15 protein-coding genes are annotated in these 14782 nt (G+C 63.7%); 6 read left to right on the forward strand and 9 right to left on the reverse strand.

The features are described 5' to 3' along the window. Window positions 1-228: 228 nt before the first annotated feature. The 6 genes from VSX79_RS11665 to VSX79_RS11690 form a co-directional block, all read right to left on the reverse strand. Window positions 229-978, reverse strand: coding sequence for an alpha/beta fold hydrolase (locus VSX79_RS11665; RefSeq protein WP_326913423.1), 750 nt, complete (start codon window positions 976-978; stop codon window positions 229-231). A gap of 28 nt (window positions 979-1006) precedes the next feature. Further along, window positions 1007-1948 (reverse strand): endolytic transglycosylase MltG, encoded by a 942-nt coding sequence (gene mltG, locus VSX79_RS11670; RefSeq protein WP_326913424.1) that lies wholly within the window; start codon window positions 1946-1948, stop codon window positions 1007-1009. Between the two features lie 286 nt (window positions 1949-2234). Next, window positions 2235-3497, reverse strand: coding sequence for a beta-ketoacyl-ACP synthase II (gene fabF / locus VSX79_RS11675; protein WP_326913425.1), 1263 nt, complete (start codon window positions 3495-3497; stop codon window positions 2235-2237). Window positions 3498-3681: 184 nt separating this feature from the next. Further along, complete coding sequence (locus VSX79_RS11680; protein WP_003039428.1) at window positions 3682-3918, reverse strand: acyl carrier protein; 237 nt, start codon at window positions 3916-3918, stop codon at window positions 3682-3684. A 218-nt stretch (window positions 3919-4136) separates the two neighbouring features. After that, window positions 4137-5900: a tetratricopeptide repeat protein gene (locus VSX79_RS11685; protein ID WP_179495259.1), complete on the reverse strand. Its 1764-nt coding sequence runs from the start codon at window positions 5898-5900 to the stop codon at window positions 4137-4139. A gap of 503 nt (window positions 5901-6403) precedes the next feature. After that, complete coding sequence (locus VSX79_RS11690; protein WP_179495258.1) at window positions 6404-6919, reverse strand: DUF3617 domain-containing protein; 516 nt, start codon at window positions 6917-6919, stop codon at window positions 6404-6406. Between the two features lie 89 nt (window positions 6920-7008). Between VSX79_RS11690 and uvrB the strand changes: the two genes are divergently transcribed. The 5 genes from uvrB to VSX79_RS11715 all read left to right on the forward strand — a co-directional run bounded on the left by uvrB (window position 7009) and on the right by VSX79_RS11715 (window position 12109). Beyond that, window positions 7009-9195: an excinuclease ABC subunit UvrB gene (gene uvrB / locus VSX79_RS11695; RefSeq protein WP_326913426.1), complete on the forward strand. Its 2187-nt coding sequence runs from the start codon at window positions 7009-7011 to the stop codon at window positions 9193-9195. Between the two features lie 75 nt (window positions 9196-9270). After that, window positions 9271-9726 (forward strand): hypothetical protein, encoded by a 456-nt coding sequence (locus tag VSX79_RS11700; protein ID WP_326913427.1) that lies wholly within the window; start codon window positions 9271-9273, stop codon window positions 9724-9726. A gap of 51 nt (window positions 9727-9777) precedes the next feature. After that, the gene (locus tag VSX79_RS11705; protein ID WP_326913428.1) at window positions 9778-10032 is read left to right on the forward strand and encodes a type II toxin-antitoxin system HicA family toxin; all 255 of its coding nucleotides are present in this window, start codon (window positions 9778-9780) and stop codon (window positions 10030-10032) included. Then, window positions 10029-10253 carry a type II toxin-antitoxin system HicB family antitoxin gene (locus tag VSX79_RS11710; protein WP_326913429.1) on the forward strand — a complete coding sequence of 75 codons (225 nt, stop codon included), beginning with the start codon at window positions 10029-10031 and terminating at the stop codon, window positions 10251-10253. Before VSX79_RS11705 ends, VSX79_RS11710 begins: the two co-directional genes overlap by 4 nt. A 353-nt stretch (window positions 10254-10606) precedes the next feature. Beyond that, window positions 10607-12109 (forward strand): S10 family peptidase, encoded by a 1503-nt coding sequence (locus VSX79_RS11715; RefSeq protein WP_326913430.1) that lies wholly within the window; start codon window positions 10607-10609, stop codon window positions 12107-12109. Window positions 12110-12341: 232 nt separating this feature from the next. Here the strand turns inward: VSX79_RS11715 and VSX79_RS11720 are convergent, their stop codons facing one another. Genes VSX79_RS11720 through VSX79_RS11730 form a run of 3 tightly spaced genes read right to left on the reverse strand, consistent with a single transcriptional unit; the run spans window position 12342 to window position 13978 of the window. After that, window positions 12342-12779, reverse strand: a complete 438-nt coding sequence (locus VSX79_RS11720) for a hypothetical protein (RefSeq protein WP_179495255.1) — start codon at window positions 12777-12779, stop codon at window positions 12342-12344. 23 nt (window positions 12780-12802) lie between these two features. After that, complete coding sequence (locus tag VSX79_RS11725; RefSeq protein ID WP_179495253.1) at window positions 12803-13411, reverse strand: TetR/AcrR family transcriptional regulator; 609 nt, start codon at window positions 13409-13411, stop codon at window positions 12803-12805. A gap of 12 nt (window positions 13412-13423) precedes the next feature. Beyond that, window positions 13424-13978 carry a DUF4287 domain-containing protein gene (locus tag VSX79_RS11730; RefSeq protein WP_179495251.1) on the reverse strand — a complete coding sequence of 185 codons (555 nt, stop codon included), beginning with the start codon at window positions 13976-13978 and terminating at the stop codon, window positions 13424-13426. Window positions 13979-14066: 88 nt separating this feature from the next. Here VSX79_RS11730 and VSX79_RS11735 point away from each other — a divergent pair, with 88 nt between their 5' ends. Then, complete coding sequence (locus tag VSX79_RS11735; protein ID WP_326913431.1) at window positions 14067-14774, forward strand: NRDE family protein; 708 nt, start codon at window positions 14067-14069, stop codon at window positions 14772-14774. Window positions 14775-14782 lie beyond the last annotated feature (8 nt).

Genomic DNA, 14782 nt, shown 5'->3' on the forward strand with positions numbered 1-14782 from the left:
TCGCGGTTGCGATGATGGGCACGGCGCCAGTGGTCCGGTAGGGAGGGGGGAAGCCCGGGCCATCTGCTTCGGAAGGGGATGGCCGAGGCAATTTCGGGGGAGATTTGCCATCGTCCACAGGACGCCCTTTCTCGAGATCCATTCCTTGCGCCAGATCGGCTGTGCGCTCCAATCGATTTATTCCGTCACAATAATCGTTCAAATCGATGAAATAAAATTATCCGGCCTTTACAAGCCGTTCCAGAAAGCATGGAGCGCTGCGGCGACCTCGGCGGGGCGCTCGGCGATCGCCCAATGCCCCGCCCCTTCGATCACCGTCAGCGGTGTGCCGGTGTTCGCGGCGTAGCGGCGCGCGACCGACAGCTCGACATAGGGGTCGCCCTCGCCCCAGATCAGCGCGCCATTCGCGGGCAGCTTCGGAATGTCCAGCGCCCAGTCATGCTCGAAGCTGAGCCCCTTGGCCGAGCGATAGAGTTTGAGGATCGCGCGGCGCTTGTCCCTGTTCTTCCATTGCTCGGCCTCCTCGCGCGCGATGTCAGCGGGCATGCCCTGCGCCGCGAGCCCGTCGGCGAGCTTGTCGGCCCTGCTGAGCGCCATAAAGATTTCGCCGAGCACGGGGGTGTTCCAGATGCGCGCGATGCGATGCCCGCGATAGTCGGGATCGATCACGGCATTCGAGATCGTCCAACTGCGGAGCAGATCGGGGCGCAGCATCGCGACGCGCTGCGCGATCAGCGCACCCCAGTCATGGCCGACAATGTCTATCGGGCCGCGCGCGGCGTGCAGCGCCTCGACCTGCGCGGCCGCCCAGTCGGCATAGGCCTCCTTGGTCGGGGCAAAGCCGGCGGGGAGCGGCGCAGTGAAGCCGGGAAGTGCCGGGACCGCTACCGGCGTATCGCCGAGGTCGAGCGCGGCGATCAAAGGCCGCCAGATCGCGGGGCTATCGGGAACCCCATGAATGAAGAGCTTTGCGGTCATCGGTCCCTCCGCTTCGGAATGGGCGTAGCTATTCCATTTCCCCGCGTTCGCGGCGGAGCGCATACCATTTCTGGACATTGGCGTTGTGCTCGGCGAGCGTTCGGGAAAAAACATGGCTGCCGTCGCCTTTCGCGACGAAGAAAAGATAATCATTCGCCTCGGGGTCGAGTACGGCCGCGATCGACGCCTTGCCCGGATTCGCGATCGGCCCATTGGGCAGGCCGGCCATGCTATATGTATTGTAGCCGTTCACCGCCTGGATTTCGGAGCGCAGGATGCGGCGGCCAAGCGGCTTGCCCTTGGTGATCGGATAGATGATCGTCGGATCGGCCTGCAGCCGCATGCCCACACCAAGCCGGTTGGTATAGACGCCGGCGACGGTGCGGCGTTCGGCCGCGACCGCGGTTTCCTTTTCGACGATCGACGCCAGCGTCATCGCCTCGTTGCGGTTCTTTACCGCGGTGCGCGGGCTGCGCTTCGCCCAGAGTTCGGCAAAGGCCTTGTCCATCGCCGCCTGCATCCGATTGACCACCGCGGCGCGGGTTTCGCCGGTGGTAAAGGCATAGCTGTCAGGAAGGATGCTGCCCTCGGGGGGCACCGGGATGTCGCCCTTCAGCCGCTTTTCGGCCTTCAGCCGTTCCCATACCATGATCGAGGGCATGCCTTCGGGGATCATGACGAGGCGCTGGATCGTCTTGCCCGACTGGAACAGCGCGAGGATGTCGCCCGCGTCCATCCCCTTTTCGATCTTGTACTCGCCGGGCTTGATCGGCTCGTCCGACCCGAAGAAGCGCGCTTGGTTGCGAAAGCTCGATGCCGAGACGAGGCCCGCGTCCTCGAGAATTTCGCCCGCCTTCGCGATGCTCGCACCCGGCGGGACGACGATCTCCGCATCCTTCGGCGCGCCGCCCGAACAGGCGGCGAGAGACAATGCCAAGATCGCAATCGTCAGCCAGCGGAACGGATGCACCCTAAACTCCTCAATGCGCTTCTTGAAGGAGACAAAAGATACGGATGCGCATGGCCGAACTGTCTCCTTTGTCGCTTTAAGCCGGGGCCTGGCGACAGGGTGATAGAGCATGGCAAGACAATGTAGGAAAGAGGGTTTTCATCCTCCCTGTGGACGAAGGCCATGGGGAGGTGGCAGCCGCCTAGCGGCTGACGGAGGGGCAATGGCGCGACGTCGCGGCCCCTCCACCACTCGCTACGCGAGCGGTCCCCCTCCCCATCGCTTCGCGACAGGGAGGGTTCTAAAATCAGTCTTCGACCGCCTTGACGATCAAGCTGGCGTTGGTGCCGCCGAAGCCGAAGCTGTTGTTCAGCGCGGCCTTCACCTTGCGCTTCTTCGCGACCTTCGGGACCAGGTCGGCGCCTTCGGTGCCCTCGTCGGGATTGTCGAGGTTGAGCGTCGGGGGCACGATCTGGTCGCGGATCGCGAGGATGCAGAAGATCGTCTCAACCGCGCCCGCCCCGCCGAGCAGATGGCCGATCGCCGATTTGGTCGAGCTCATCGAGACATTGGCCATCGCGTCGCCGAACAGGCGCTTCACCGCGCCGAGTTCGATCGTGTCGGCCATCGTCGAGGTGCCGTGGGCGTTGATATAGTCGATGTCGGCGGGGGTCATTCCCGCCTTCTTGAGCGCCGCCTGCATCGAGCGGAAAGCGCCGTCCATCTGCGGATCGGGCGCGGTGACGTGATAGGCGTCGCCCGACAGGCCGTAACCGACGACCTCGGCATAGATCTTGGCGCCGCGCGCCTTGGCATGCTCATATTCCTCGAGCACGACGACGCCTGCGCCCTCGCCCATCACGAAGCCGTCGCGATCCTTGTCATAGGGGCGGCTCGCCTGTTCGGGACGGTCGTTATAGCTCATGTTGAGCGCGCGCGCCTGCGCAAAGCCCGCGATGCCGATCGGGCAGATCGTCGCCTCGGCGCCGCCCGCGAGCATGATGTCGGCATCGTCGTCCTTGATCATCCGCGCCGCGTCGCCGATCGAATGTGCGCCGGTCGAACAGGCGGTGACGACCGCATGGTTCGGGCCCTTCAGGCCATATTTGATGCTGACCTGGCCCGAGATCAGGTTGATCAGGCGGCCGTGGACGAAGTGCGGCGACACGCGGCCCGGCCCCTTTTCGGCGAGCAGCAGGCTTTCGCTCTCGATACCCGGCAGGCCGCCGATGCCCGACCCGATCGAGCAGCCGGCGCGCACCTTCTGCTCCTCGGTGAGTTCGGTGAGGCCCGCGTCTTCGAGCGCCTGGCCTGCGGCGTCGATGCCGAAGATGATGAAGGGATCGACCTGGCGCTGAACCTTGTGATCGACGCGCTTGCCGGGGTCGAAGCCATATTCATGATCCGGCCCCTTCACCTCGCACGCGATCGTGCATTTCTGGTCCGACGCATCGAAATGGGTGATCGTGCCGGCGCCCGATTTGCCCGCGATCAGATTTCTCCAGCTGGTTTCGACATCCCCGCCCAGCGGCGTCACCAAACCCAAACCCGTCACCACAACCCGGCGCATAGTCATTCCTTTCATCGGCCCCTGCCCCCGCAGGGTGCCGCGTCATTACCGTCGGCGCGCTTCTAGAGGAGCCGCGCGCATAAAAAAAGCTCCCCGGTCGCTGCGCACGAGCGCTCGAGACCGGGGAGCCGGAAATGCGTGGACGGCGTCGCCGCCGCATCCGGCAACGCCGGATCGCAGGGCTTTAGCCCTTGTTCGCTTCGATATAGTCGATCGCGTCCTTGACGGTGGCGATCTTTTCCGCCGCATCGTCGGGGATTTCGACGCCGAATTCTTCCTCGAACGCCATCACCAGTTCGACGATGTCGAGGCTGTCGGCACCCAGATCGTCGATGAAGCTCGCTTCCTCGGTGACCTTGTCGGCTTCGACGCCCAGATGTTCGACGACGATCTTTTTAACCTTTTCGGCCGAATCGCTCATGCACAGTTCCTTTTTTCTGACTATGTCGTGAATGTTGAAAATTGCCCTAGTGCCCGTGGGCGGGACTGGCAAGAGGGCTGGCGTCAGCCGGCCCTTCTTCCGCAGCGATACAGGCCGAAGATGTCCCCTTTCCGCCCCTCTTGCGCACATGCGTCGGGAAATAGGAGGTGCCATCGCTCCGTTCAAGGTGGAACGGATCGGTTCGCCGCGTTTCGCCGCTAGGATACGGTTTTGGCTGGCACGACCCCTGAATCGCGCAGCGCATCCGACGCGCGCTGGATCACCGCCGGGGTGATCATGAAGCGGCCGAGCACGGCTTCGGGCGTCGCGTCCGCCGGCTGGCGCGTATAGGCGACCAGGCGCTTCCATTGCGCGCGGCCCTCGGCGACATCGCCCTGCCGCGCGATCACGATGGCGCGCACCATCATGAATTGCGGCTCCATGTTGCTCGGCGAAGGCATATGGTCGAGAATCCGGCGCGCTTCCTCCTGCTCGCCGCGCTGCGACAGGACAAAGGCCAGCGTGACCGCGGGCACGCCGGGGTAGGAAGCATCGAGTTGCAGCGACCGGCGGAGCAACGTCTCGCCCTCTTCCGCCTGCCCGCACGCCAGCTTGAACAGGCCGAGAAAGCCCGGCATGTCGGCGTCATAGGGGTTGAGCGCAATCGCGGCGTCGCCCATCGCATTGCCGCCCGCGCAATTGCCCGAGTAGAAATTGGCCCGCGCCATCGCGAACAGGCCCGCCGACGAATTGGGGCTGCTTTCATAGGAGCGCAGGGCAAGCGCGCGCGCTTCACCGAGCGCTTCGCGGCCCGCCGGGGTCAGGCGCTGTGGTTGCCAGTCCCCATAGCGCACGAGCGACAGCGCGGTCAGCGCGACCGGGTCGCGCGGCGTCGCCTCGATCGTCGCGCGCAAGCAAGCGTCGACCCGCTTCGCAGCCGACGCGTTGCGCATCTGGCGCAGCCGGTTGAACTGCGCGAGGCACGGAAAGCCCGCCGCGAAATTGTCGGGTTGGCGCTGGACCTGATCGCGCACGATCACCCCATAATCGCCGGCAAGCTGGGCGATCAGCGGTTCGATGGCGGTGAATTCGGGGGTTTCGTCGCTGGACAGACGCATCTGCTGCGACCAGATCGCGCGCTGGTCGGCGACGCGGTTGAGGACGAGCGTGACATCGGTGTCGCCTTCGACCGTGCGCACGAGCGAGGTGTCGAGACGATAATCCCCCGTTCGCGCCTCGACACTGCCCGGCGCCTTCGAACTCAACAGGTCGATCAGATCGAACCGTCGCAGCCCGTCGCGCAACTTGCCGTCGAGCGCGCGCGCCAGCGCCCGCGACTGCGGCAAATTGCCGGCTGCGGGCGGGCTGACCTCAAGCAGCGGAACGGGCACCGGATCGCCGACGAAGAGCCGGCCGGAGCCTCCGCGCAGCGTCCACAAGGTAAAAAGCGCGAGCGCGAGGAGGACGAGCACGACGATCCAGCGGCCGAAACGGTATCCATGATCGCGGGTGCGCGACGGCCGCCCCGGACTGGGCGAACGGGCGGGCGCGGGCGGCACCGCTGCGGCCTTGACGTCATCTTCATCGGCCGGATCGTCGGCCGACCGTCCCGATGGCGGCGCGGAGCGATATTGGACGACGACTTCGTAGCTGCCCTGCGGCACGCGCAGGCGGTGAACCCAGGGCGTGTCGGCGTAATAGCGGTCGAGCAGGCTGCGCAGCCGCCCGACCATGACGCGCGGATAGCTGTCGACGGCGGGATCGAAATCGTCGCTGCGCCCCAATGCCTCGGTCGCGATCGCATAGGCCTTGGGTGAGCTGCGACCGCCGCGCAGGCGGTGTTCGACAAGAAATTGCAGCAGCCGCGACAGCACCGGCGACCGGGTGAACATCGGGGAATCGAGCAGCCTCTCGAGTTCTTCGGCGATGATCCGGTCGACCTCGCCGGGATCCTGTGTCTCGTTCGCTTTCGCCTGGTCCATGCTACCCTCAAATACCCCCGACGGGCGGTGCGGTAGATACGCCAATCGGCCGGCGCGGCCACCCGTTGTTACTTTGACGTAACGGTAACACGGCGGCCTTGAGCCATATCAGAAGAAAAACGTCCCGCCAATCCGCAAGGAAAAACGCGAAATCAGGTTAAGGATTGGTTATCAAACGGCAACATTCCACGATGTGACCCCTTGTAACTGCCGCATAGCCGAAACTCTGTCATCCTTCCGGGCATCGCGACATCCTTGCGATGACGCGGTGTGAAGCCAAAAGGCGAATGGTGCGAGCTGGTCCCTGGCACCTTTCGATCCCCCTCAGGCTTCATTCAAGACTTTGCCGGGCGGCCCGACAGCCCCACCTGTTCTGTCGCCCGGCAAGTCGATAACTCACCGATCCGAATATAGCGCGCGGCCACTCGCACTGCTGGAACCCAAAGAAAAGGGGCGCCAGTTTCCGCTGACGCCCCTGTCGTTCGTTGAAACAACCGATAAAATCAGGTCGTCGTCGCGGCCTTGCACGGGCCGGTATGCGTGCTCGTCAGCTGCATGACCATTTCCATGTCGCCGCCGGTGGGCACCTTGCCCTTGGTCGTGACGGTGACGTCGGTCTTTTTCGCCGCCATCGTGCCGGTCATCGCCATGTCGACCGTCTGACCGTTCTGCGTGCAGGTGCCCGCAACGTCGATCTTGCCGCCCGCGACCTCCTTTTTCGACCAGGTGCATTCGCCGCCGCCGTTCGGCCCCTTGGCGAGTTCGGACGTGATGTCTTCCTTGTCGACCTGCTCCTGCGTGAAGCACTGGTCCAGGCCGCTGGCGCCTTCCATCATCTTCGTCATGCCATCCTTCATTTCGGGCGGCATGCCGGGGACCTCGAATTTCACGAGCTTGACGTCGGTTTTCCAGTTTCCGGCCTCGCGCTTCACCGTGCCGCCGGCATTTTCGGCCTTGTCGCTGCAACCCGCCACCGCGACCAGCGCGCCGATGGCGGCGACCGTCAGAAATTTCTTCATAACCCTGTCTCCTGTGATGAACCGTTTAGGGGGCGTTGTTCTGTTCATTGCGATTGTGGACCCGCCCCATCGATACCATATTACCGGCGATGGCAATCCAGATTCGCACCTCGCTCGACGAAATCGAAACCGCCGAAGGCTATGTTCCCCATCGCCCCGCGCGCCCCGAAAAGGTCGAAGGCGGCAAGCGATTTGAACTGGTTAGCGACTATGAGCCGGCGGGCGATCAACCGACCGCGATCCGGGAACTCGTATCGACCGCGCTCGACGGCGAGCGTGACCAGGTGCTGCTCGGCGTCACCGGATCGGGCAAGACCTTCACGATGGCGAAGGTGATCGACGAGCTGCAGCGGCCCGCGCTGATCCTCGCGCCGAACAAGATCCTCGCGGCGCAGCTTTATGGTGAGTTCAAGAGCTTCTTCCCGAACAACGCGGTCGAATATTTCGTCAGCTATTACGATTATTACCAGCCCGAGGCCTATGTCCCGCGGTCGGACACCTATATCGAGAAGGAAAGCTCGGTAAACGAAGCGATCGACCGGATGCGCCACTCGGCGACGCGCGCGCTGCTCGAACGCGACGACGTGATCATCGTCGCATCGGTGAGCTGCCTCTATGGCATCGGGTCGGTCGAGACCTATTCGGCGATGATCTTCGACTTGAAAAAGGGCCAGGTCGCCGACAGCCGCGAAATCATCCGCAAGCTCGTCGCGCTGCAGTACAAGCGCAACGATCAGGCGTTCGCGCGCGGCAATTTCCGCGTCCGCGGCGACAGCCTCGAAATCTTCCCGTCGCACTATGAGGATATGGCCTGGCGCGTCAGTTTCTTCGGTGACGAGATTGAGGAGATTACCGAGTTCGACCCGCTGACGGGCAAGAAGATCGCAAGCCTCAACTACGTGCGCGTCTTTGCGAACAGCCACTATGTCACGCCGGGTCCGACGCTCAAGCAGGCAAGCGAGGCGATCCGCCACGAACTCGCCGAGCGATTGAAGGAACTGGAGGCCGAAGGCCGCCTGCTCGAAGCGCAGCGGCTCGAGCAGCGCACCAATTTCGACCTCGAGATGATCGCCGCCACCGGCAGCTGCGCGGGGATCGAGAATTACAGCCGCTTCCTCACCGGCCGCCTGCCCGGCGAGCCGCCGCCGACCCTTTTCGAATATCTGCCCGACAACGCGCTGCTGTTCGTCGACGAGAGCCACCAGACGATCCCGCAGATCGGCGCGATGTCGAAGGGCGACCATCGCCGCAAGATCACACTGGCCGAATATGGCTTCCGCCTGCCGAGTTGCATCGACAACCGGCCGCTGCGCTTTGCCGAATGGGACATGATGCGCCCGCAGACGGTCAGCGTGTCGGCCACCCCCGGAACGTGGGAAATGGAGCGCACGCAGGGCGTCTTCGCCGAACAGGTGATCCGCCCGACCGGCCTGATCGACCCTCCGGTCGAGATCAAGCCCGTCGAGGAGCAGGTCGACGATCTGATCGCCGAGGCGAAGAAGACCGCCGCGGCGGGATACCGCACGCTCGTCACCACGCTGACCAAGCGCATGGCCGAAGACCTCACCGAATTCCTCCACGAGGCGGGCCTCAAGGTCCGCTACATGCACTCGGACGTCGAGACATTGGAGCGCATCGAGATCATCCGCGATCTTCGCTTGGGCGTGTTCGACGTGCTCGTCGGCATCAACCTGCTGCGCGAAGGACTAGACATTCCCGAATGCGGGCTGGTCGCGATCCTCGACGCCGACAAGGAGGGCTTCCTGCGCAGCGAAACCAGCCTCGTCCAGACGATCGGCCGCGCCGCGCGCAACGTCGACGGTCGCGTCATCCTCTATGCCGACCGCATAACGGGCAGCATGGAACGCGCGATGCGCGAGACCGACCGCCGCCGCGAAAAGCAGGAGGCGTATAACGCCGAACACGGCATCACCCCGACGACGATCAAGCGCAACATCGGCGACATCATCGCGCATGTCGCGTCGAAGGATCAGGTGACGATCGACATCGGCGACGACAAGCCCGCGCACATGGTTGGGCATAATTTGCGCGCGTACATCCAGGATCTCGAAAAGAAGATGCGCGACGCCGCCGCCGACCTCGAGTTCGAGGAGGCCGGCCGCCTCCGCGACGAAATCCGCAAGCTGGAAGCCGACGAACTGGGGCTCCCCGCGGGCGAACAGGTGGCACCGCGCGTCGGACGCTCGAACGAAGGCAAGCCGGGCACGCGCAAGGGACGGTTCGGAAAGCAGAGCAAGACGAAGTGGGGGCGGTAGCCTCGAACTTGGCTCAACATAGCTATTGACTAAGCCTCAATATACCAGCATAGGCCTTCCCAACTGGAGGGCGCTATGCGAATAACGATAAACGGATTCGAGGTTGAAGGCACTCCGGACGAGATTGCGGCGCTGATCCGAGCGCAAGGACAGGCTCCGACGGCGGAAGCTTCACCGAAATCGCTGCTTATTGAAAGCAACGACGACGATGATGAGCGCTTCGCGAGCGAAAAGATCGCTTATCGCGCTCTTCGCCGTCGGCCACTATCCGTTGCACAGCGCTCCTTATTCAGATCGCTACTTGATGCCTATCCAGAGTGGGTTTCTGCTTCAGACCTTCAAACTGCTACAAGCTACAATCCAAACCAGCTTGGTGGGCTGCTCGGTGCCATTGGTAGGCGCCTCTCACAGACGGAAGGGCATGCACTCGGTAGTTCCCTGATAGAGTGGGTGTGGAATGCGGATGAAGGCGAATATGCATATCGGCTGCCTCCTTCGGTCTGCGCCGCGGTTCGGCGGATCGATCCATGATTTTCGACATCGCCGCTGCCTCAAATTGCGCCAGCCCAAAGGAGGCAGAACGTGGTTAGGCCTCACAAACTCTACGCGCAGCTGCTTCAATCAGCCAATCGCTCAATCAGCTTCCGCGATTTTGAAGCCCTGCTCGCCGCTTTCGGGTTCGAACATGTCCGCACCACCGGCAGTCACCGCCAATATGTCCACCCCGCTATCTCGCGTCCCTTCCCTGTGCAACCCGACGGCAAGGATGCCAAGCGCTACCAGGTCCGCGAACTGCTTGAACTTGTCGAGCAATATGGGCTAAAACTCGGCGAGTGAACGAACCGCACTATCATATCAATCTCTTCTGGTCGGCAGAGGATGGCTGCTGGATTGCAGACGTTCCTGATCTGCGCCCTTGCTCCGCGCACGGCGACACGCGCGAAGCGGCTATTGCCAACGTGCAGGATGCTATTGACGGCTGGCTGGAAGTGGCGCGCGAAAAAGGCTTCGATATCCCGCCGCCCCGCTATCGCCCGGCGATCTACGCGGCGGCCTGAGTACGTGCCATGTCTCGCTCTCGCCGAAAAACGCCCATAACCGGAACTACTGCAGCAAAATCCGACGCTGAGTGGAAGGCAAAGGCGGCGCGTGCATTGCGCCACAGCGCCAAACGGACGCTTGAGGCAAACCCAGACGAGATGACTTTTTCCGGCAAACGCGGGGAAGCGATCAATCCATGGTCGGCGCCAAAGGACGGAAAATTCTGGTTCGGCAAAGCCAACCCGCGCCTGCTTCGGAAATAGGCGCACCGTCTCCTCCTTCGACGAAACCCCGCTTGTAACCGACAAGTAACCTTGCCGCCTCTGCGCCCGCTGCATAGGGTCGCCCCGCAATCGGGGAGACAATATCTATGAAATCGGGTCTGTCGCTTATCGCGCTGGCGCTTGTTGCTGCCGCACCGTCTGTCGTCCAAGCACAGGAAGCCGCCGACAAGACGAAGGCCGAAAAGCCCGCCGATATCGAACCGCAAATCCGCACCACCAAGCTCAGCGGCACCTTCGGCGGGCAGCGGATCAGCTATGCCGCGACGATCGGCGAGACGATCATCAAGAACAAGGATGGCGTGCCCGAGGTGGCGGTCGTCACCACTTCCTACATCAAGGAGCCGCGCGACCCCGGCCGGCCGATCACCTTCCTGTTCAACGGCGGCCCGGGGTCGGGCACCGTCTGGCTGATGATGGGGGCGTTCGGGCCGAAGCGCGTCGCGATCCCCGGCACCGGCGTCGATGACGGCGCCCCGCCCTATCCGATCGTCGACAATCCCGATGCGCTGCTCGACGTCACCGATGTCGTTTTCATCGATCCGCCGGGCACCGGATTCTCGCACCTGATCGGCAAGGCCGACCCCAAGGATTATTACGGGGTGACGCAGGATGCCAAGCTGGTCGCCGAGGTGATCCGTCGCTGGCTGAACGACAATGGCCGCTGGAACAGCCCCAAGTTCCTCGGCGGCGAAAGCTATGGCACGACACGTTCGGCCGCGGTCGCCAACCAGCTGATGAACGAGACGTACAATGACGTCGCATTGAACGGCATCATCCTGATCTCGACCGTGCTCGATTTCGCCGCGGGCGCCGACACGCCGGGCAACGAGTTGTCGCCGATCACCAACCTGCCCTCGATGGCCGCGACCGCACTCTATCATGGCAAGGCGAGTGCGCCCTCGGTCGAAGCCTTCGTCGAGGAAGCACGGCAATGGGCGATCGGTCCCTATGCTTCGGCGCTGCTCAAGGGTCAGAAATTGCAGGGCGAGGAGCGCGCCGCGATCCGCCGCGAGCTGTCGCGCTTCACCGGCCTCTCCGAAACCTATCTCGAACAGGCCGATCTGCGCGTCACGCCGCAGCGCTTTTACAAGGAACTGCTCCGCGACCGCGGCCTCACCGTCGGGCGCCTGGACAGCCGCTATACCGGCAAGGATTATGACAGCGCGGGCGAAGGCCCCGACAACGACCCCAGCTTTTACGGCATCGATGCGAGCTATACCGCCGCGATCAACAGCTGGAGCCGCGACGGGCTGGGGTTCAAGACCGATCGCGAATATCAGTCAATCGGCCGGATCGGCGGCCAGTGGGATTGGCGGATCGGCGACCGCGACACCAACTCCTATCTGAACGTCGCGCCCTATATCGGGCAGGCGCTGCGCGAAAATTCGGGGCTGAAAGTCCTTGTCGCGCAGGGCTATTATGATTTCGCGACGCCGTTTTTCGCCGCCGAATATGCGCTGTCGCGTACCGGCATCCCGCAGGATCGCATCAGCTACACCTATTATGGCGCCGGCCACATGATGTATATCCGCGACGAGGACCGGCATAAATTGTCCGAAGACGTGCGGGCCTTTATCCGCGCGCGCTGAGGCGCGGCGGGTTGCCACAAGCTCCTCCCTGTCGCGTAGCGATGGGGAGGCGTGGTGGAGGGGCCGCGAGGCGTCAGCGCGCGCTTGCGCGCCTGGCCCCTCCGTCAGCCTTGGGGGGCTGCCACCTCCCCATCGCTACGCGACAAGGAGGATAGTCTCCTCACCGTCATCCCGGCGCAGGCCGGGATGACGAATAACGGAAGGTCGGGGATACGCCCCAAGGCGGGTATCTTCAGCGCAGCACACCCATTGCCGCCTGCGCGCGCGCATAAAGGAACAGCGCGATCACGATGACCCAGATCACCGCGGTGAAGATCATCGGGAAAGTCCCGAACATCCGCTCCAGGTCGCCATAGTGCATCCCGAACTGATAGACGCTGCTGATCGCAAGGCCGACGAGCGAGAGCAGGAAGGCGGTCACCGCGTGGCGGCTGCGCGCGAGCAGCAGGATCGAGCCCAGCACCGATCCCCACACGCCCAGCGCCCAGCCGAGATTCGCCCACAGCGGGAAGCTGTAGAAATAGGCCTGCTGTTCGGGGGTGAAAGCCGCCATATATTCGGGGTTCTTGAGTTTGGTCATCACATAGTCGAATGCACCGAATGCGTTCCACAGCAGCGATATGATGCCGACGGCCCACAGGTGCCACGGCGTTTTCACGGCTTCGTTCATATTCGTCTCCCCCTCCAGAAAGATCAGGCGAAGCTATCACGCTTTGCCGCCGCCATCAATGTGGTGATATAGTCACGCAATACAGCGATGTTACGATCGAAATAGCCGATGTCGCGATAGGTGCGCGCCTGCATCACCGCACCTTCCATCACCGTCAGCACGAATTCGCCGAGCGCCTTGCGATCGGAGTCCTTCGGCAGGCGATCGGCCGCGGCATCGAAACAGCCCGCAATCGCCGCCGACCAGTTCGAAAAATTCGCCGCCATCAGATCGCGCACCACCGGGTCGGGCTCGTGGATTTCGAGCGCAAGGCTACCGATCGGGCAGCCGTAGGTGCAATCGGTCACGATCAGGTGCGTGCGATAGCCGGCCAGCAGCGCAAAGATGCGCTCGATCGGATCGTCGACTCCCTCCCAGTTCGGCGCGAGCAGCATCTCGTCGATCCCGTCGCGATAGAGTTCGAGCACGCCGACGAGAACATCCTGCTTGCCGGGGAAGAAATGATAGAGGCTGCCGCTGTGCACCTGGCTCCGCGAGAGGATGTCGGACACCGACGTCGAGAGATAGCCCTTCTCCCAGAACAGCTCCATCGCGGTCATCAGGATGCGGTTGCGCGTGTCGGTGGCGTTCACGGCGCCCCCCCCCTAGCCCGCACGATCATAGGCGGCGCGGAGCCAGCCCGCGACATCATCGCCCGCCTCTTCGCCCGCGGCGACGCGCATGCGGTGCGAGACCATCGCGTTCCAGCTACCCGCAAGTTCGAGCCTGCCGGCAGGCTCCTCGCCTTTGAGCGCGAGGCCGATATCGAAACGATCCTTGGTCGACGGCTGGAGCAGCGCGAACTGCTTCTTGCGGCGCAGGCTGACATAGCCCTTCTTGGGAGCAAGTTCGACGTCGCCGCCGAAGGCCTGCACTTGCGCGATCAGCCGGTCGTAAAGCGGCCGCCAATGCGCCCTCGCCCCTTCGAATGCCGCATCGACCAGCACGTCATCATCCTGCGACAGCGCGGAGGACTTATTGGCGGCATGGACGATCATATTGGCATAGCCGTGGCCGAGGCCATGTTCGCTTTTCAGGTGATTGACCAACGCCATATGGCCGGCGATGCCGGCGGCGCGCGCGGCGGCGACCCATTCGTCGAGCCCCTTGCCGGTCTTCGCTTTGAGGCTTTCGCCCATCTTCTCGAATTCGTCGGCCATCGCCGTCCTCCCTCGTCAAGATGAGTTGATTGAACATTCAACCAAGCATTTTGTCAAGAGGCTTGGCAAGCGGACGGTCAGCCCCGATATGCGCAGCATGTGCGTCGTCGCCCTCGCCCATCGCGCCCATCCCGATTGGCCGCTCATCCTTGTCGGCAACCGCGACGAGTTCCACGCGCGGCCCGCTGCGCCGCTCCACATCTGGGACGGGGACAGCGGCATCGTCGCCGGGCGCGACCTGCAGGCGGGCGGGACCTGGCTTGGCGTTCACCGCCCGAGCGGCCGCACCGTCGTCGTCACCAACGTCCGCGGCGCGATGCCCGATCCGGCGAAGGAATCGCGCGGCGCACTCGTGTCCGACCTGCTGCGCGGCGAAGGGCGTTTCGCAGCGCCGGACGCCCAAGATTTGCCGCGCTTCAACGCGTTCAACCTGTTCGCGGTCGATGCCGGTGCGGCCCGGCTGCTCACCAACCGGCCGGTTCCCCTGATCATGCCCCTCGAACCCGGCGTCCACGCGCTCGCCAACGAGCCGGTCGATACCCCCTGCCCGCGCGCCGAGCGGCTGCGCCGCGCGCTCGAAACGAGTGTCGCAGCTGGCGGCGATCCCGAGAGACTGCTCGATTCGCTGATGGCCGAGGACGACCCCGCACTCTTCCTGCGCGGCGATATCTATGGCACGCGCGCCTCGACGCTCGTGCTCGTGTCGGCTGACGGCGCGGCCCGAATGATCGAGCGCCGACACGAAGCGGGCGGCCGCCCCGCTGGAGCGACCGCCCTCGAATTTCATACCGGCTGAGCCGGCGA

The organism is Sphingopyxis chilensis, assembly GCF_035930445.1.
Classification (GTDB): Bacteria; Pseudomonadota; Alphaproteobacteria; order Sphingomonadales; family Sphingomonadaceae; genus Sphingopyxis; species Sphingopyxis chilensis.

Bases quoted from the DNA above. Each gene is read 5' to 3' on its own strand.
- VSX79_RS11665 (WP_326913423.1), bottom strand. From the start codon at position 978: ATGACCGCAAAGCTCTTCATTCATGGGGTTCCCGATAGCCCCGCGATC.
- fabF (WP_326913425.1), bottom strand. From the start codon at position 3,497: ATGCGCCGGGTTGTGGTGACGGGTTTGGGTTTGGTGACGCCGCTGGGC.
- VSX79_RS11680 (WP_003039428.1), bottom strand. From the start codon at position 3,918: ATGAGCGATTCGGCCGAAAAGGTTAAAAAGATCGTCGTCGAACATCTG.
- VSX79_RS11685 (WP_179495259.1), bottom strand. From the start codon at position 5,900: ATGGACCAGGCGAAAGCGAACGAGACACAGGATCCCGGCGAGGTCGAC.
- VSX79_RS11690 (WP_179495258.1), bottom strand. From the start codon at position 6,919: ATGAAGAAATTTCTGACGGTCGCCGCCATCGGCGCGCTGGTCGCGGTG.
- uvrB (WP_326913426.1), top strand. From the start codon at position 7,009: ATGGCAATCCAGATTCGCACCTCGCTCGACGAAATCGAAACCGCCGAA.
- VSX79_RS11700 (WP_326913427.1), top strand. From the start codon at position 9,271: ATGCGAATAACGATAAACGGATTCGAGGTTGAAGGCACTCCGGACGAG.
- VSX79_RS11715 (WP_326913430.1), top strand. From the start codon at position 10,607: ATGAAATCGGGTCTGTCGCTTATCGCGCTGGCGCTTGTTGCTGCCGCA.
- VSX79_RS11720 (WP_179495255.1), bottom strand. From the start codon at position 12,779: ATGAACGAAGCCGTGAAAACGCCGTGGCACCTGTGGGCCGTCGGCATC.
- VSX79_RS11730 (WP_179495251.1), bottom strand. From the start codon at position 13,978: ATGGCCGACGAATTCGAGAAGATGGGCGAAAGCCTCAAAGCGAAGACC.
- VSX79_RS11735 (WP_326913431.1), top strand. From the start codon at position 14,067: ATGCGCAGCATGTGCGTCGTCGCCCTCGCCCATCGCGCCCATCCCGAT.